At 70.9% G+C, this 17514-nt stretch carries 16 protein-coding genes; 3 read left to right on the forward strand and 13 right to left on the reverse strand.

Annotated features, from left to right (window positions below):
* Positions 1–14 precede the first annotated feature (14 nt).
* From ACFQS7_RS11955 to ACFQS7_RS11985, 7 genes are all read right to left on the reverse strand, one after another.
* The gene (locus ACFQS7_RS11955) at positions 15–1901 is read right to left on the reverse strand and encodes a potassium transporter Kup (protein ID WP_380067300.1); all 1887 of its coding nucleotides are present in this window, start codon (positions 1899–1901) and stop codon (positions 15–17) included.
* A gap of 89 nt (positions 1902–1990) precedes the next feature.
* Positions 1991–2776 (reverse strand): amino acid ABC transporter ATP-binding protein, encoded by a 786-nt coding sequence (locus ACFQS7_RS11960; RefSeq protein ID WP_380067301.1) that lies wholly within the window; start codon positions 2774–2776, stop codon positions 1991–1993.
* A gap of 13 nt (positions 2777–2789) precedes the next feature.
* Positions 2790–3923: an amino acid ABC transporter permease gene (locus ACFQS7_RS11965; protein ID WP_380067302.1), complete on the reverse strand. Its 1134-nt coding sequence runs from the start codon at positions 3921–3923 to the stop codon at positions 2790–2792.
* A gap of 87 nt (positions 3924–4010) precedes the next feature.
* Positions 4011–5213 (reverse strand): amino acid ABC transporter permease, encoded by a 1203-nt coding sequence (locus ACFQS7_RS11970; RefSeq protein WP_380067303.1) that lies wholly within the window; start codon positions 5211–5213, stop codon positions 4011–4013.
* Between the two features lie 79 nt (positions 5214–5292).
* The gene (locus ACFQS7_RS11975; protein WP_380067304.1) at positions 5293–6345 is read right to left on the reverse strand and encodes an amino acid ABC transporter substrate-binding protein; all 1053 of its coding nucleotides are present in this window, start codon (positions 6343–6345) and stop codon (positions 5293–5295) included.
* A gap of 260 nt (positions 6346–6605) precedes the next feature.
* The gene (locus ACFQS7_RS11980; RefSeq protein ID WP_380067305.1) at positions 6606–7241 is read right to left on the reverse strand and encodes a hypothetical protein; all 636 of its coding nucleotides are present in this window, start codon (positions 7239–7241) and stop codon (positions 6606–6608) included.
* A 113-nt stretch (positions 7242–7354) separates the two neighbouring features.
* On the reverse strand, positions 7355–9175 hold the full coding sequence (locus ACFQS7_RS11985) for a transglycosylase domain-containing protein (RefSeq protein WP_380067306.1): 1821 nt from the start codon (positions 9173–9175) through the stop codon (positions 7355–7357).
* Positions 9176–9461: 286 nt separating this feature from the next.
* On the opposite strand from ACFQS7_RS11985, the gene ACFQS7_RS11990 reads away from it, so the two are divergent.
* The gene (locus ACFQS7_RS11990; protein WP_380067307.1) at positions 9462–11063 is read left to right on the forward strand and encodes a hypothetical protein; all 1602 of its coding nucleotides are present in this window, start codon (positions 9462–9464) and stop codon (positions 11061–11063) included.
* A 39-nt stretch (positions 11064–11102) separates the two neighbouring features.
* A complete protein-coding gene (locus tag ACFQS7_RS11995) occupies positions 11103–12812 on the forward strand; it encodes a GMC family oxidoreductase (protein ID WP_380067308.1) in 1710 nt (569 codons plus the stop codon).
* Positions 12813–12818: 6 nt separating this feature from the next.
* On the opposite strand, the gene ACFQS7_RS12000 is transcribed toward ACFQS7_RS11995, so the two are convergent.
* Positions 12819–13109 carry a hypothetical protein gene (locus ACFQS7_RS12000; protein ID WP_380067309.1) on the reverse strand — a complete coding sequence of 97 codons (291 nt, stop codon included), beginning with the start codon at positions 13107–13109 and terminating at the stop codon, positions 12819–12821.
* A gap of 102 nt (positions 13110–13211) precedes the next feature.
* On the opposite strand from ACFQS7_RS12000, the gene ACFQS7_RS12005 reads away from it, so the two are divergent.
* A complete protein-coding gene (locus ACFQS7_RS12005; RefSeq protein ID WP_380067310.1) occupies positions 13212–13379 on the forward strand; it encodes a hypothetical protein in 168 nt (55 codons plus the stop codon).
* A 1-nt stretch (position 13380) separates the two neighbouring features.
* Here ACFQS7_RS12005 and ptsP read toward each other — a convergent pair whose 3' ends face one another.
* The 5 genes from ptsP to ACFQS7_RS12030 are packed head-to-tail and all read right to left on the reverse strand — an operon-like array spanning position 13381 to position 17509.
* Positions 13381–15255: a phosphoenolpyruvate--protein phosphotransferase gene (gene ptsP, locus ACFQS7_RS12010; protein WP_380067311.1), complete on the reverse strand. Its 1875-nt coding sequence runs from the start codon at positions 15253–15255 to the stop codon at positions 13381–13383.
* Entirely contained in the window at positions 15245–15514 is a 270-nt protein-coding gene (locus ACFQS7_RS12015) for an HPr family phosphocarrier protein (RefSeq protein WP_380068010.1), read from the reverse strand. Before ACFQS7_RS12015 ends, ptsP begins: the two co-directional genes overlap by 11 nt.
* Before the next feature lie 59 nt (positions 15515–15573).
* Positions 15574–16014, reverse strand: a complete 441-nt coding sequence (locus tag ACFQS7_RS12020; protein WP_380067312.1) for a PTS sugar transporter subunit IIA — start codon at positions 16012–16014, stop codon at positions 15574–15576.
* On the reverse strand, positions 16011–17051 hold the full coding sequence (rapZ, locus tag ACFQS7_RS12025; protein ID WP_380067313.1) for an RNase adapter RapZ: 1041 nt from the start codon (positions 17049–17051) through the stop codon (positions 16011–16013). Before rapZ ends, ACFQS7_RS12020 begins: the two co-directional genes overlap by 4 nt.
* Positions 17048–17509, reverse strand: a complete 462-nt coding sequence (locus ACFQS7_RS12030) for an HPr kinase/phosphorylase (RefSeq protein ID WP_380067314.1) — start codon at positions 17507–17509, stop codon at positions 17048–17050. The genes rapZ and ACFQS7_RS12030 overlap by 4 nt, the downstream gene beginning before the upstream one ends.
* Positions 17510–17514: the final 5 nt, after the last annotated feature.

The raw sequence follows: 17514 nt of genomic DNA on the forward strand, positions 1-17514 counted from the left end.
CGGGGCGTGGCGGTTCAGATCGCCACCCGGACGCCCAACTCCACCACGCGGTCGGACGGGATGCGGAAAAATTCCGTGGCCGGCACGGCATTGCGCGACATCAGGGTGAACAGCCATTGCCGCCAGTGCGACATCTTCGGCACCACCGCGGCCACCAGGGTCTCCCGCCCCAGGAAGTAGCTCGCCTGCATCGCCTCGTACGGTACGCCGTCCTGGTTCAGCGCCTCCAGCTCGCGCGGGATATGCGGGCTTTCCTGGAAGCCGTAGCGAAGGATGACGCGGTGGATGCCGGAAGCGAGCTCCATCACCTCTCGCCGCCGCTCGGGCCCGACCTGGGGGATGTCCTCGTTCAGCACGGTGACGAAGATCACCCGCTCATGCAGCACCTTGTTGTGCTTCAGGTTGTGCAGCAGCGCGCCGGGGACGTAGTCCGCCTGGCTGGTCATGAAGATGGCGATGCCGGGGACGCGGATGGTGCGGCTCTGCGGCAGCCGGGCGAGGAAGGACTTCAGCGGCAGGCTGTCCTGCCGGAAGCGGGAGAACAGCAGGTCCCGGCCGCGCTTCCAGGTATGCATCATGATGAACAGCCCGGCACCGAGCACCAGCGGCACGTAGCCACCCTCCGGGATCTTCAGCACGTTCGAAGCGAAGAAGGCCGCGTCGATCACCAGCAGCGGCACGAAGACCGCGGCGACGGCGGCGGCCGGCCAGCGGAACTGCCGGCGGAAGACCAGGATCGCCAGGGCGCTGGTGCAGACGAAGGTGCCGGTCACCGCGATGCCGTAGGCGGCGGCCAGGTGGTCCGAACTATGGAAGGACAGCACCAGGATCAGCACCCCGGCCAGCAGGGCGAAATTGACCTGCGGCAGGTAGATCTGCCCTTCCTCGGTGTCCGAGGTGTGGCGCACCACCAGCCGCGGCAGGAAGCCGAGCTGGACGCATTGCCGGGCAATGGAGAAGGCGCCCGAGATCATCGACTGGGAGGCGATGACGGTGGCCACGGTGGCCAGCACCACCAGCGGCAGCCGCAGCATCTCCGGCGCCAGCAGGAAGAAGGGGTTCTCCAGCGCCTTGGCGTCGCTCAGCAGCAGGGCGCCCTGGCCCATGTAATTCAGCGCCAGCGCCGGCAGCACGTAGAAGGTCCAGGCGAGCTGGATGGGTCTGCGGCCGAAATGGCCCATATCGGCATAGAGCGCCTCCGCCCCCGTCACCGCCAGCACGACCGAGCCGAAGGCGATGAAGGCGGCCAGCCGGTAGTGCAGGCAGAAGGCGATGGCATGGTGCGGCGAGATGGCGGTCAGCACCTCCGGCTCCTGGATCACCTCGATCAGCCCGAGCAGGCCGAGCGTGCCGAACCAGAGCGCCATGACCGGGCCGAAGATGCGGCCGATGCTGTGGGTGCCGCGGAACTGCACCAGGAACAGCGCCACCAGGATGACGACGGAGCCCGGGATGATCAGCGGCTCGAAGGCCGGGGAGATGACCTTCAGCCCCTCCATCGCCGAGAGCACCGAGATCGCCGGGGTGATGACGCCGTCGCCGAAGAACAGGCAGGCGCCGGTGATGCCGAGCAGCATGACGATCCGGCGCGAGCGGTCGCTGCCGGCGACCCGCTGGGCCAGGGCCATCAGCGCCAGGATGCCGCCTTCGCCCTTGTTGTCGGCGCGCAGGATGAAGGTCACGTACTTCACTGTGACCGTCAGGATCAGCGCCCAGACGATGAGCGAGAGCAGCCCGAGGATCTCCCAGCGCTCGATCCCGTCGGCCGAGAAATGCAGCAGCGCGGCGCGCAGCGCATAGAGCGGGCTGGTGCCGATGTCCCCGTAGACGACGCCGAGCACGCCGAGCAGCAGGGGGAGCGATATCGCCTTGGAAGCGGCGGCAGGGGGGGACGCGGTCAAGCGAGCGCTCCGGGGGGAGGACGGCGGGCAGGCTTAGGCTTCCGCCTGCGGCCTTGCAAGGTTGCCGTCCCCCAGCCGCCGGAGGGGGTTCAGTGCCCCCGCAGGATCTGGCTGAGGAAGGTCTGCAACCGTTCGGTCTGCGGGTTCTCGAAGACCTGGGTGGGGGTGCCGACCTCGACGATCTCGCCACGGTCCATGAAGACCACGCGGTCGGCGACGGTCCGGGCGAAGCCCATCTCGTGCGTCACGCAGATCATGGTCATGCCGTCCTCGGCCAGGCCGATCATGGTGTCCAGCACCTCCTTGATCATCTCCGGGTCGAGCGCCGAGGTCGGTTCGTCGAACAGCATGATCTTCGGCTTCATGCAGAGCGCGCGGGCGATGGCGACGCGCTGCTGCTGCCCGCCGGAAAGCTGGCCGGGGTATTTCTTCGCCTGTTCCGGGATGCGCACCCGGGTCAGGTATTCCATCGCCAGTTCCTCGGCCTGCCGCTTCGGCATGCGGCGGACCCAGATCGGCGCGAGGGTGCAGTTCTCGAGGATGGTGAGGTGCGGAAACAGGTTGAAGGACTGGAAGACCATGCCGACCTCGCGGCGGATGTCGTCCAGCGCCTTCACGTCGTCGGTCAGCTCGATCCCGTTGACCTTGATGATGCCTTCCTGGTGGGTCTCCAGCCGGTTGATGCAGCGGATGGCGGTGGACTTGCCGGACCCCGAGGGGCCGCAGACCACCACCCGCTCGCCGAGCGCCACGCTCAGCGACACGTCGCGCAGGACATGCAGCGCGCCGAACCACTTGTTCACCTTGTCCAGCAGGATGGCCGGCGGCGCATCGGTGCGGGCGGTGGAGGCGATGTGTTCCAGGGTCTCGCTCATGATCCTATTCCCCTCACCGACGGCGGTGGCGGTTCAGCTCCGCCTCCAGGTTCTGGCTGTATTTCGACATGGCGAAGCAGAAGACGAAGTAGATGGCGCCGACCGTCAGATAGACCTCGATGCCGAAGCCCTGCCAGGCCGGCTCGATGATCGCGGTCTTGCCGGCGGTCAGCAGGTCGAAGATGCCGATGATGAGGACCAGGCTGGTGTCCTTGAAGAAGCCGATGAAGGTGTTGACCAGCGGCGGGATCACCATGCGCAGCGCCTGCGGCAGGATGATGAAGCCGGTCTTCTGCCAGTAGGACAGGCCCAGCGCGTCGGCGGCCTCGTACTGGCCCTTCGACAGCGACTGCAGCCCGCCCCGCACCACCTCCGCCAGGTAGGCGCCGGCAAAGAGGATGATGGCGATCTGGGCGCGCAGCAGCTTGTCGATGTTCACCCCTTCCGGCAGGAACAGCGGGAACATGACGCTGGCCATGAACAGCAGGCTGATCAGCGGCACGCCGCGGATCAGTTCCACGTAGATGACGCAGAGCGCCTTGATCGCCGGCAGCGAGGACCGCCGGCCGAGCGCCACCAGGATCGACAGCGGGAAGGCGAAGGCCAGCCCGAAGGTCGCCAGGATCAGGGTGATGACCAGCCCGCCCCAGCGTTCCTGCGGCACGTAGGACAGGCCGAGCACGCCGCCCCACATCAACACGCCGATCAGCGTCAGCACGCCGATCCAGATATAGGCCAATTCCTTCCGCCAGAACCGGCGCATCGCCGAGACGATGTAGAGCCCGACGAAAAGCAGAACGCACAGCGCCGGCCGCCAGTGTTCCTCGTACGGATAGGTGCCGAACAGGATGAAGCGGTGCTTCTCCGTGATCACCGCCCAGCAGGCGCCGATGCCGCGCAGGTCGCGGCAGGCCTGGGTCTGGTTGTTCGGCACCGACCATACGGCGTTGACGATGCCCCATTCGACGAAGCCGAAGATCCAGCGGACCAGGAAATAGGCCACCAGCAGCGTCACCGCGCTGTTGAGCCAGGAGGAGAACAGGTTGGCCCGCAGCCAGCCCTGCAGGCCGATCTGGCTGGCCGGCGGGGTGCGCGGCACGGCCTCGGGGACCTTGGCGGCGGCGGTGCCCAGCGTGATGTCGCTCATCGGCTCAGCGCTCCAGCAGGGCGATGCGTGCCACGTAGCCGGCCCTCGGGCCAGCGAAGCCAATCGACGACAATGCGCGCATCACCGTCACCTCTCCACCAGCGCGATGCGCGCGTTGTACCAGTTCATGAAGAACGAGATCGACAGGCTGATCGTCAGGTAGACCAGCATGATGATGGCGATGCCCTCGATCGCCTGGCCGGTCTGGTTCAGCGTCGTGTTGGCGATCGAGACGATGTCCTGGTAGCCGATGGCGACGGCCAGGCTGCTGTTCTTGGTGATGTTGAGGTACTGGCTGGTCATCGGCGGGACGATCACCCGCAGCGCCTGGGGCAGCACGATCTGCCGCAGCACCTGGCCGGGATGCAGGCCCAAGGCCTGCGCCGCCTCCCACTGCCCGCCCGGGACGGCCAGGATGCCGGCGCGGACGATCTCGGCGATGAAGCCGGCGGTGTAGAGCGTCAGGCCCAGCAGCAGGGCGAAGTATTCCGGCGACATGTTGAGGCCGCCGCGGAAGTTGAAGCCGCGCAGCGCCGGCCAGTCCACCACCCAGGGCGCGCCGAGCGCCGCCCAGACCGCCACCGGCAGCACCAGCATGGTGCCGAGCGCGACCGGCCAGACCGCGCGCGGCTGGCCGTCCATCATCCGCTTGGCCAGGGCCTGGCGGCGATACAGGAAGGTATAGGCGGCGCCGACCAGGAAGACGATCAGCGCGAAGGAATGCGCATCCTGCCATTCGATCCAGGGCAGCTTGAGCCCGCGGTTGGACAGGAACACGCCCTCCACCGGGTTCAGCGCCTGGCGCGGCCCGGGCAGGCCCTGCAGCAGCGCGTACCAGAACAGCAGCTGCAGCAGCAGCGGCAGGTCGCGGATGACCTCGACATAGACCCCGGCGATCTTGGCCAGCAGCCAGTTCCTCGACAGCCGGGCGATGCCGATCAGCGTGCCGAGGATGGTCGCCAGGACGATGCCGACCACCGCCACCTTCAGCGTGTTCAGCAGGCCGACCATCAGCGCCCGCAGGTAGGTATCGGTCGGACTGTATTCGATCACGCTCTCGGCGATCGGCAGCCCGGCCTCGCGGCCGAGGAAGCCGAAGCCGGTGGCGATCCGCCGGACTTCGAGGTTGTGGACGGTGTTGGACCAGAGCCACCAGACGATGGCGCCGATGGCGCCGACGACCAGCACCTGCCAGACGATGGCGCGCACCCGTTCGTCCGACCAGGACAGGCGCAAGGGCCGCCTGGGCGGCGCCCGCAGCGACCTCGGGTCGATGGTGGTCTGCGACATGGCGCGCCCTTCTATGCTCGGCAGGCGTGGTCAGGCGTGGCGGGAAGGCGGGACCGGCCGAGGCCGGCCCCGCGGGACATCACCGGAACGGCGGCGAGTACTGCAGCCCGCCATTGGTCCAGAGCGCATTCGGGCCGCGCTGGATGCCGATCGGCTTCAGGTTGCGGTCGAAGACCTCGCCGTAATTGCCCACCGCCTTGATGACGTTGACCGCCCAGAGCTCCGGCAGGCCCAGCATCGGGCCGAGCCCGCCATCCTTGCTGAACATGCGCTTGACCTCGGGCCGCGGGTCGTTCGCCATCTTGTCGACATTCGCCGCGGTGACGCCGAACTCCTCGGCGCTCAGCAGCAGGAAATGCGTCCAGCGGACGATGTCGGCGAAGCGGGCGTCGCCCTGCCGCACGCCGATCGCCAGCGGCTCCTTGCTGATGACCTCGGGCAGGATCAGGTGGTCGCCCGGCTTCGGCTGGGCCGAGCGCGTCGCCGCCAGGCCGGAGACGTCGGTGGTGTAGGCGTCGCAGCGGCCGGCGACATAGGCGCTGACCAGCTCCTCCAGCCGCTCGATCACCACGGGGGTGAACTTGATCTTGCTGCTGCGCGCCCAGTCCGTGAGGTTCTGTTCGGTCGTCGTGCCGGGCTGGACGCAGATCGTCGCGCCATCCAGCTCCTTGGCCGATTTCACGCCGAGGCTGGCCTTCACCATGAAGCCCTGGCCGTCGTAGAAAGTGGTCGCGGCAAAGTCGAGCCCGAGCGAGGTGTCGCGCGACAGCGTCCAGGTGGTGTTGCGCGACAGCACGTCGATCTCGGCCGACTGCAGCGCGGTGAAGCGCACCTGCGCCGTGGTCGGGACGTAGCGGACCTTGCTGGCGTCACCGTAGATCGCCGCGGCGATGGCCTTGCAGTAGTCCACGTCGAAGCCGCGCCAGACGCCCTGGCTGTCCGGCTGGGCGAAGCCGGCCAGGCCGGTGTTCACGCCGCAGACCAGCTGGCCGCGCGATTTGACCGAATCGAATGTGTTGGACGCGGTGGCCGGTGCCGGCGCCTGCGCCCGGGCGAGCCCCGGCAGGGCCAGGGTGAGGCCGAGCGCCGTGGTGCCGAGGATGCGCGCGAAAGAAAGCCCGAAGGGCTGCATAGAAATCCGTCTCCCGTTTCTGCCGCCTTGGGCGGCCATCCCTGTTGCTTGTACCCAGCAAATGCTGCGCCAGCAGGGCCGGGAAAGGCAATGCGGCATTCGCCGAGCGCCGTCCCGGCCCCGCCGGGGGCCCTCGCCGATAGCAGAGAGTGGGGCGGATGCGAAGCAATCCAACCGAACCGGTCGCGTGGCACCGGTTGCGAGGGAAACAGGCGGGGCCTGCCCAATCCGGCGGCGGCGTGGCCGCCGGCTGCGCGGCGTCAGCCGGGGATGTGCGGCTCCAGGCTGAGCACGAGCGCCTCCCCCTCGGTCGCCGCTTCGCCGCCGGCGGCACGGAACACCGCAGCCAAGGCCTCGCGCGCCGGCGGGGCCAGGCCGGCGGGCAGGACCAGGGTCAGCCGTCCCGCCCCGGCTTCGGCCGCCACCGCCAGCGACAGCGCCGGGCCGCGCGGCTGGGTCTCGGCCACCTGGGCGGCCAGCATCAGCAGCGCCTCCTCCAGCGCGCTGCGTTCCAGCAGCACCGGCGGGTCGCAGTCGGCCAGGGTGACGGACAGCGCGCCGGGACCCGACAGGATCATCAGCAGCAGCGGCTGGATGGCGGCGAGCGCGTCGCTCAGCCGGACCGCCGCCCGCTCGCCGGCCGGCCGGCGGATCAGGGCGAGGATGGATCGGCTGGTGCCCTCGAAGCGGCGGGCGGCTTCCTCGACCCGGCCGAGCTGGCGCTGCGGCGCGCCGTCCGCCGCGGTCCGCTTCAGCATTTCCAGGTTGGCGAAGATGACGGTGAGCAGGTTGTTGATGTCGTGCTGCACGGTGCGCGCCAGCCCGGCGATCACCTCGCTCCGTGCCGCCTTGCGGCGCAGCACCCCGTCCTCCGGCTGGACATCATCCGACTGCATGATCCGGCTCCGCCTCTGGCCCAGTCTTCATCGCACCAGGCTTCATCTAACGCGTGCATCCGGGTCACGCACCTGCACCTTGCGCGGAATGCTGCCACGGTGCGGCGCCGGGGCTACAATGCCGCTTCGGTGATGTCGCGGAACAGCCGGGCGGGCAGGCTGCCGCCGCTGACGCTGTCCATCGGCCGGGCGTCGTCGTTGCCGAGCCAGATGCCGATGACCGTCGTGCCGAAAAATCCGACGAACCAGGCGTCGCGGAAATCCTGCGTGGTGCCGGTCTTGCCGGCGACCACCCGGCCGCCGACGGACGCGGCCCGGCCGGTGCCGCGCGCGACCACCGCTTCCAGCATCCGCCGCATCGCCGCCGCATCCTCCGTCGCCATGGCGCGGACCGGCGCCACGCGCGGCACCCGCAGGGCGGCGCCGGTCGCGCTCGCGCCGGCGATGCCGAAGGGGGTGACGCGCAACCCGCCATTGGCGAATCCGGCATAGGCCGCGGTCAGGTCCAGCAGGGTCACCTCCCCGGTGCCGAGCGCGATGGAGGCATCGTTCGGGAAGCGGCCATCGAGGCCGAGCCGGCGCGCCGCCTCGGCCGCCGCGCGCGGTCCGCCGGCGCGGAACAGCACGCGGACCGCCGCCGTGTTGACCGACTGCGCCAGGGCTTCCTCCATGCTGATCTCGCCGCGCGGCCTCCATTGGCCGTTGCCCGGCGACCAGCCGCCGAGGCTGACCGGCGCGTCGGAGACGTCGTCCTCCGGCCGCATGCCCTTCTCCAGCGCCGCCAGGAAGACGAAGGGCTTGAAGGCGGAGCCGGGCTGGCGCCGGGCGGCGGTGGCGCGGTTGAACTGGCTGGTGCGGAAGTCCCGTCCGCCGGCCATGGCGCGGATCGCGCCGGTCGCCGCGTCCAGCACCACCACCGCGCCCTGGGTCACCCCCGCCCGCGCCCCGGGGCCGGCCAGTAGGGCCTCCAGCCGGGCCTCGACGACCGCCTGCAGCTTCGCGTTCAGCGTGGCGCGCAGCATCAGGTCGGCATTGCCCGGGAAGGTCTCGGCCAGGTCCTCCAGCGCCCAGTCGGCGAACCAGCCGGCCTGGCGCGAGGCCGGGGCCGGGATCCGCATGCGGCCGAGCTCGGCCCCCATCTGGCCCTGGGTGATGGCGCCGGTCTCGACCATCGCCTCCAGCACCTCCGACGCCCGGGCGGTGGCGAGGTCGGGCGCGGCGCGCGGGTTGTAGCGCGACGGCGCCTTGGGGAGGCCTGCCAGCATCGCCGCCTGCCAGAGGTTCACCCGCCTGGCCGGCACGCCGAAGAACAGCCGTGCCGCGGCATCGACGCCATAGGCGCCGGCACCCAGGTAGACCCGGTTCAGGTAGATCTCCAGCAGCTGGTCCTTGCTGAAGCGGCGTTCCAGCCAGAGCGCCAGCAGTGCCTCCTGCACCTTGCGGCGGGTGGTGCGCTCGGCGGTCAGGAACAGGTTCTTCGCCAGTTGCTGGGTCAGGGTGGAGCCGCCCTGCACCACCTCGCCCGCCTTCCAATTGGCCAGCGCGGCGCGGGCCAGGCCGACCGGATCGATCCCCCAATGGCTGCGGAAGCGGCGGTCCTCCACCGCCATCAGGGCCGCCGGCAAGGCGGGCGGCAGGTCGCGCAGCCGCACCGTCTGCCCGTACAGGTCGCCCTGGGTCGCCAGCATGGCGCCATCGGCGGACGTCAGGGTGACCGAGGGGCGGCGGGTGGCGGCGGGGATGCCATCCACCCGCGGCAGGTCCCAGGCGAAGAACAGCAGGAAGGCGCAGACGGCGAGGCCGCCCCAGACCAGCCCCTGCACCAGCCAGCCCAGCAGGGACCGGCCGCGCCGGCGCGGCGGCCGGGCGGCTTCGGCCCGGGCGGCGGCGGCTGGGGCGGCGAGGGGGGCCGGCCGGCGTGGCCGCGGCTTCACGGAGGCGGCGGGACGGCGCGGGCGGGCGGGCGGGGCCGGAGGCATCGCCCTGACCTTAGCGCCGCGACTCGGCGCTGGCGAAGCGGCGCCGCGCAGGCATCCATCCTGCCGCCGGACACGCACTGCCCCGGGCCGGGCGGCGGGAGGCCGCCTGGCTTGTGCGGTGCGGCACAGCCGCGCGCCGCCCAGCCGCCCAGGATCACCGGGCTTGTGCGGGCACCGCGTGAAGCGTCACGATCGGGCGCAACGCAGGCAGGCATGCCGCGCGGCGCGGGAGGCACCGATCATGTCGGAGGCTGCAGCAGCCGGTCGCCAGGATGGCGAGGTGGTCAACCAGGTCCGCCGGCTCCAGCGGGACGGGCTGGTCCTGATCGCGCACCTGGCCGAGGCCACGAACCGCCGCCTGGTCGACGAGCCGGGCCAGGCGGCGCCGCCGCAGCAGGGGGATCCGGACCAGGCCGACCTTTCCCTGCTGGTCATGCCACCGGGCCGCGTCGCCGCCGATGGGGCGCAGTTCACCCGGCTGGTCCGCACGGTCGATCAGCTCGGCCGCTCGGCGGCGCCGGCCACCGCCGGCTCCATCCGCTTCACCGCCGCCTATCACCATGGCAGGTCCGGCCGGCCGGACCGGAAGGCGGCGCAGGCGCCGGGGCGGGCCGCCACCGACGATCCCGGCGGCCCCACCCTGTACCTGACGGACACCGAGCTGCGGCGGGCGCGGGGTGTGCGGCGGGAGTTGTGGGTGATCAGGTCGGCCATGGTCGTCGCCATGCTCACGGCCGTCTGGCTGCTGATGCATGTCGACAACGGCCGCCGCATCCTGACCCAGCGCGGCGTGGTGGAGACGGGGCTCGAGAAAGCCTACAGCGACCTCGCCAAGCTGGATCCCAAGCAGGATTTCCGGCTGCAGCGCGTCCCGCCGGAGCCGGACGGCATGGCCGCCGGGACGGTCAGGCGCCTGGCGCTGGCCGATGCGACGGCGGTCACGGGTGGTGGCCCGGGCCTGGCGACGCCCGGGGCGGCGAACCCGCCGGCCGAGGACCAGTTGCCCGAGTTCTGCTGGTCCCTGCCGGCCGGCGGCGCGGCGGAGCAGGCCAGGGCCCCGGTACCCGGCGGTCCGGCGCCGGCCGGCCCGGCCATCGCCGGCCTGCGGGGGGCCGATCAGCGGGCGGGCGCCGAGCCGCCGCCGGCCAAGCCGGAAGCCGCGACCGACCCGGAATACCGCCTGCTGCCGCGCAAGATCCCGGCGCAGAACCTCTGCAGCCAACTCATCCAGCTGAAGCTGCGCGAGGCGCTGGGCTATACCCGCCTAGCCGACTGGAATTGCCTCCAGGTCCTGATGAACCCGCTGAATACGACGGAGGTGGCCGGGCGCTGGGTGCTGGGCTGGTTCGGCCAGGCCTTCGACGGTGGCTCGCATCCCTGCATGGTGCCGCCGCTGGCGCTGGCCGCGCCGGCCGGGCCGGACGACTGGCGGCGGACGGAGCTGCGGATGCAGGACGGCCTGGTCATGCTGACCGGATACATCCTGCCGCTGCTGCTGGGTGGCATCGGCAGCGCGGTCTATGTCATGCGGCGCTTCGAGCAGAAGCTGCGGGATGCCACGCTGTCGGCCAACGACGGGACGGCGGGGGTCGGGCGGGTGATGCTGGGCGCCACCTGCGGCGGGCTGATCGGCCTGCTGTTCGGGACCGAGGGGCCGGTGGAGATCGGCGGCTTCAACCTGGCGCTGGCGGCCTGGGCCTTTTTCCTCGGCTATGGGCTGGAGACCGTGCTGAAGGCGCTCGACACGGTGATCGAGGCCACCGTGCGCTGGCTCGGCGCCAACCTGGTCAAGGGGAAGGACGTGCCGGTGTCGCGGAGTGATGGCACGGCCTCCGCCACGTGATAGGGAATTCCCCAAGGAAACAGCCTTGGGGGGACATGCGTGGACTACAGCCACATCATCGTCGGCGGCGGCTCGGCCGGCTCAGTGCTCGCCAACCGGCTTTCGGCCCGCGCCGCCAACCGCGTCCTGCTGCTGGAAGCCGGCCAGGACACGCCGCCCGGCCAGGTGCCGAAGGAGATCGAGGACACCTATCCCGGCACCGCCTATTTCGACCCGCGCTTCCACTGGACCAACCTCAAGGTCCGCACCCAGGTCGTCTCCCACAACAACCCCGACGCCGCCCCGCCGCCGCTGCGCAAGTACGAGCAGGCCCGGGTGCTGGGCGGCGGATCGTCGATCAACGGCCAGATGGCCAATCGCGGCGCGCCGACCGACTTCGACGAGTGGGAATCCCGCGGCGCCGCCGGCTGGAACTGGGACAGCGTGCTGCCCTACTTCAAGAAGGTCGAGCACGACCTCGACGTCGATGACGAGTGGCACGGCAAGGACGGCAACATCACCGTCACCCGCATCCCGGCCGAGCGCTGGTGCGACCACACGAAGGCGGCGGGGGAAGCCTTCCGCCTTGCCGGCTTCAAATACCTGCCGGACCAGAATGGCCGGTTCGAGGACGGCTACTTCCCCGTCACGGCCTCGATCGACGGCAGGAAGCGGGTCTCGGCCGCGGTCGGCTACCTGAATGCGCAGGTGCGGGCGCGGGAGAACCTGACCATCTCGACCGAGACCCAGGTCAGCGGCCTGCTCTTCGAGGGTAACCGCTGCGTCGGCGTGTCCGCCATGGTGAAAGGCAAACCACAGGAGTTTCGCGGGGCGGAGGTGATCCTCTCCTCCGGCGCCATCCATTCGCCGGCCATCCTGTTGCGCAACGGGATCGGGCCTGTCGGCCATCTGCGGGAGATGGGGATCGAGGTCCGCTCGGCGCTGCCCGGCGTCGGCCAGCGGCTGATGGACCACCCCTCGATCTCGCTGTCCTCCTTCATCCGCAAGCCGGCGCGGCTGACGGATGCGCATTCGCGCCGGCACATCCTGCTCGGCCTGCGCTATTCCTCGGGCCTGCCGGAGACGCCGAAGGGCGACATGTTCGTCGCCGTCGCCAGCAAGTCGGCCTGGCACGCGGTGGGTCAGCAGGTCGCCTCGCTGCTGGCCTTCGTCAACAAGACCTATTCCGAGGCCGGGCAGGTCCGGCTGGCCTCGACCAATTGGCAGGACGAGCCGGTGGTGGAGTTCAACCTGCTGTCCGACCGCCGCGACCTGGACCGGCTGATGAGCGGCTTCCGCATGCTGGCGGCGATCCAGCTTTCGGCGCCGCTGGCCGCGGTGACGACCGACCCCTTCCCGGCGGCCTATAGCGACAAGGTCCGCGCCATCGGCGTGGTGAACGAGAAGAACCGCTGGCTCACCCGGGCGGTCGCGGCGCTGCTGGACGGGCCGCAGGCGCTGCGGTCCTGGATCATCGACCGCTACGTGGTGGAAGGCTTCACCTTCCGCCAAGTGATGGAGGACGAGGACGCGCTGGAGGCCTTCATCCGCAAGGCGACGATCGGCGTCTGGCATGCGTCGTGCAGTTGCCGAATGGGCCGGGACGACGACCCGATGGCGGTGGTGGACAACCAGGGCCGGGTGCGGGGGATGGAGGGGCTGCGGGTGGTCGATGCCTCGATCTTCCCGGTGGTGCCGTGTGCGAACACCAATTTCCCGGTGCTGATGACGGCGGAGAAGATCGCCGACGCGATGCTGGCGGGGGGCTGACGCCGCTTAGTTCTCGCGGAAGGCGATCGCGTTGCGCAGCGCATGGGCGATCTGCTCCATGCGCCGCTCGAATCCGGCGGAGGCATCCGCGCGGCCGATCTCCTCGGCGCCGACCACGCCGCGCAGCACCGATCCTTCCAGCTGGGTCGCCATGTCCTCCATGGCGGTCAGCGCCGCGGCGGTGCCGCCGCCGGTCACCGCGGCGCGCAGCACGGCGATCTCGCCGAAGGCTGCGGCCAGGGCAGTCTCGAGCGCGACGATCTCGCCGCGCAATTCCTCCATCTCGTCCTTTGGCATGGGCTTCCCATCACTGCCGGCATCCGGCCCTGTCCTGCGCGGGGCGCGCGCCAGGCCATGTCCGGTCCTGGAACGGCCGGCGCGCCCTGGCGTTTGCACGCCATGGCGATCCCCTGGACCAAGAAGAACCCCTTCCTCAGCCTCTGGCTCAGCGCCGCCAATGCCTGGGCCGGTGCCGCCCGCGGGCCGATGACCGCCGCGGTCAAGCGGCAGATGGCGGCCGGGTTGAAGCCGCCGCCGAAGCGCAAGCCGAAACGCGGCGCGGCCTGACCTAAGGCTTCTCCGTCCCGAACCCCATCACCAATTCGTGGATCCGCGCCGGGTCCGACTGCTCCATCACCCGCCGCGCGAAGCGCGCGCAGTCCGAGATATCCAGCGCCCGCACTGCCTGCTTCACGCGGGGGATCGCGCTGGCATTCATCGACAGCGACCGGATCCCGAGCCCCAGCAGCAACGGCACCAGCCGCGGGTTGCCCGCCATCTCCCCGCACACGCTGACCGGCATCCGCAGCCGCAGCGCGGCTTCGGTGGCGAATTGCATCAGCCGCAGCACCGCCGGGTGCAGCGGGTCGTACAGGTGGGAGACCTCCGCCTCCGCCCGGTCCACCGCGAGCGTGTACATGGCCAGGTCGTTGGTACCGATGGCGAAGAAGTCGGCCTCCAGCGCGATGGCGTCCGCCGCCAGCGCCGCCCCCGGCGTCTCGATCATCACGCCCAGGTCGGGCAGCTTGTCCGGCAGGTGCGCGCCCTTCCGCTTCAGCCGTTTGGCCACCCGTTCGTAGATCTCGCGTGCCTGCTTCACCTCGGACGGGTTGGTCACCATCGGCAGCAGGATGCGCACCTGGCCGCGGTCGGCGACCCGCAGGATGGCGGCGAATTGCGCTTCCAGCAGCTCCGGCCGCTTCAGCAGCAGGCGCAGGCCGCGCAGGCCGAGCGCCGGGTTCGGCCCGGCATGGGTCGGCGCGATGCCCTCGCCGAGGGCCTCCATGTCCTTCTCGCCGCCCCAGTCGAGCACCCGGATGGTCACGGGGTCGCCGCCCATGGCCTCCAGGATCTGCGCATAGGCGTGGGTCTGCGCTTCCTCGTCCGGCAGGTCCTCGCGGTTCATGAACAGGAATTCGGTGCGCAGCAGGCCGATCCCCTGGGCGCCGGCCTGGGCGATCAGCGGCAGCTCGGCGGGGATCTCCAGGTTGGCCTGCAGCTCGACATGCTCGCCATCCGTGGTCACCGCCGGCAGCCGCCGCAGCTTGGCCAGCTTCGAGCGTTCCTTGGCGAAGGCGGCCAGCGCCTCGCGTCCCTTGTCCAGCGCCGCCTGGCCGGGGCGCAGCACGATGGTGCCGGCGCTGCCGTCCAGCACCGCCTGGTCGCCGCGGGTCACGCTCTCGGTCAGCCCGACGCAGCCGAGGACGGAGGGGATGCCGAGCGCTCGCAGCATGATCGCGGTATGGCCGTCGGCGCCGCCCTCGGCGGTGGCCACGCCGGCGATGCGGGACGGGTCGAGCAGCGCGGCATCCGCCGGCGTCAGCTCCTCGGCCACCAGGATGGCGCCTTCCGGCACCTCCTTCAGGCTGCGGAAGGGGGTGGAGGTCAGGTTCCGCGTCAGGCGCCGAGCGATCTCCCGCACCTCGTCGGCGCGGCGCTTGAGGCCCGCGCGGTCGTCGTCCTTGTTGGCCAGGATCAGCGCGGCGATCGCCTCGGCCTCGTCCTGCACGGCGGTCTCGGCCGCCAGCAGGCCCTGCTCGATCCGCTTGCGGGCGCCGCGCAGCAGCCGGGAATTGCCCAGCATCAGCACATAGGCATCCAGCAGCGGGGCCAATTCCTCCTGCGCCTCCTCGGGCAGGATGCCGAGCCGGGTCTTCAGCTTGCCCAATTGCTTGCGCGACAGCGCGGTGGCATCGGCCAGGCGCTGCCGCTCGGCCTCCACCTGCGCCGTGGTGATGGTTCGGCGCGGCGCCTCGGCGGGGATCTCGGTGGTGTCGTAGACCGGCCCGATGGCGACGCCGGGGGCGATCGGCAGGCCGCGGATGGCCTGTTCCTTGGTCTTGCGGGCGGCCGGCTTGCGCGGTGCCTCCTGGCCCCGCTCGGCGGCGCGGTCGGGGCCCTTGGCGCTCAGCCCCTCGGGCGATTCGGTCTTTTCATTCTTCATGGAAACCGGCCTCGACCAGGCCGGCCACCGCCTCCAGCGCCTCCTTGGCGTCCCAGCCCTCGGCTTCGATCTCGACGGTGCTGCCCTTGCCGGCGCCCAGCATCATCAGCCCCATGATCGAGCAGGCCGGCACCTTCTGGCCTTCGCGGGAGACCTGCACGCAGGCGGAGAAGCGTTCGGCCAGGGTGACCAGCTTGGCGGCGGCGCGGGCATGCAGGCCGCGGCTGTTCTTGATGACCAGCGTCTGGCGCAGGATCATCTCCCCCTCGCCGCAACCGGCGCTGGCGGTGGCATCGATCGGCTGGGTCGCGGCGTGGCTCACGGCTTGGTCCCTCCGGTGGCGCTGCCATTGACCCGCGCCACCCCGTTCGGGATGTCGCCGGCGGCGGCGATGTATTTGCGTCCGGCCGCGGCGGCATGGTCCACCGCCTCGGCCAATGGTTCGGACGAGCGTATCTTGGCGAGCTTGACCAGCAGCGGCAGGTTCACCCCGGCGATCACCTCCACCTGCTTCCGGTCGGCGATCGAGACCGCCAGGTTGCAGGGCGTGCCGCCCATGATGTCGGTGAGCACGACGACGCCGTCGCCCTGCTCGACCGCTGCGATGCTGTCGCGGATATCCTGCCGGCGTTGCTCCATGTCGTCGTCGGGGCCGATGCAGACGGTGGCCACGGCCCGCTGGGGGCCGACCACATGTTCCATGGCGAGGCGGAGTTCATCCGCGAGGCGGCCATGGGTGACGAGAACCAATCCGATCATGGGGTGCGTGTCAGGGCCTCCCGACCCCCCGTCCCGGCCTGTGCTGCGGGGACGTCATCGCCGTCGGGGCCTTCCTGGGGCGCCGCGGTGCGGTGGCCGGGATCGCCCGCCGGGTCCATCCCGGCAAGCCCCCGCTGGGCAAATTCGCCTTGGGCAAGTTCCCGGTGCGTCACATCAGCACGCCAACCCGCGCTTCGCAGATGGGCGGTCAGGCGTTCCGCCACAAGGACCGAGCGATGTTTGCCTCCGGTGCAGCCTAACGCAACCGTGAGGTACTTCTTGCCCTCTGCCACGTAGCGCGGCAAGAGCGGATCGATGAAGCCGGTCAGCCGGGTCCAGAAGCCGGGAAAATCCGGGTCGCCCTCGACATAGGCGGCGACCGCCGGGTCGCGGCCGGTCTGCGGCTTCAGCGCCGGGACATAGTGCGGGTTGCGCAGGAAGCGGACGTCGAAGACCAGTTCGGCCTCCCGCGGCAGGCCCTTGGGGAAGCCGAAGGACATCACCTGGATCGACAGGCCGGGCGTGCCTTCCGGCCGGAACCGGCCTTCGATCATCCGCCGCAGGGTCGGCAGCGGCAGGTCGGAAGTATCGACCACCAGGTCGGCGGCATCCCGCAGCGGTGCCAGCAGCGCCGATTCCCGGGTAATGCCGTCGATCACCCGGTTGCCGAGCGACCCGCCCGGCGCCAGCGGGTGGCGCCGCCGCGTCTCGGTGTAGCGGCGCAGCAGGATGGAATCCTCGGCCGTCACGTAGACCAGGGTGACGGCGATGGCCGGGTTGCGGCGCAGCCGGGCCAGGGTGACCAGCGCCTGGGTCGGGACGAAGCCGCGGGTGCGGGTGTCGATGCCAGCGGCGATCGGCTCTTCGCCGTCCTCGACCAACTCCTCCAGCACCTTCAGCGGCGGGTTGTCCACCGTCTCGAAGCCCAGGTCCTCCAGCACCCGGAGGATGGAGGCCTTGCCGGCGCCCGAGAGCCCGGTGACCAGCACCACCGGGCGGGCGCCCGGGACAGGCGGCGCGGGCTGCCCCCCGGTCATTCGCCCGCGGTTCCCGCAAAGGCGCCGGCCTGCTGCCGGGCCAGGCCGAGCGCAGCATCGAGCGCCAGGCCCAGGGCGGCGGTGGCCGAGGCGGCGAAGCCGTCCAGCCGGATGGCGGGCAGGGCGATGCCGGCTTCCATCCAGGTCTCGGGCTCCGGCAGCCGGGCGATCTCGGCGCGGGGGACCAGCCGGGCGACCAGCCGCAGCGGCGCCGGGGCAGCGACCGCGAGGTCGCGGAAGATGCCCAACCCCCGAACTTCCAGCAGGCCGCGCAGCGCCGGCGGCGGCGCGGCGCACAGCAGGCCGGCCTCGGCCGTGACCGCGACCTGATCGTCGGCGACCAGCCGCCAGCCCCGGTCGATCAGGCGCAGCACGAGATCGGACTTCCCTGAACCCGGAGGTCCGAGCAGCAGCACGGCTTCCCCCCCACGGGCGACTGAACTGGCATGGAGCAGCATCCCGG

This window comes from Dankookia sp. GCM10030260 (genome assembly GCF_042666655.1).
Taxonomy (GTDB): Bacteria; Pseudomonadota; Alphaproteobacteria; order Acetobacterales; family Acetobacteraceae; genus Paracraurococcus.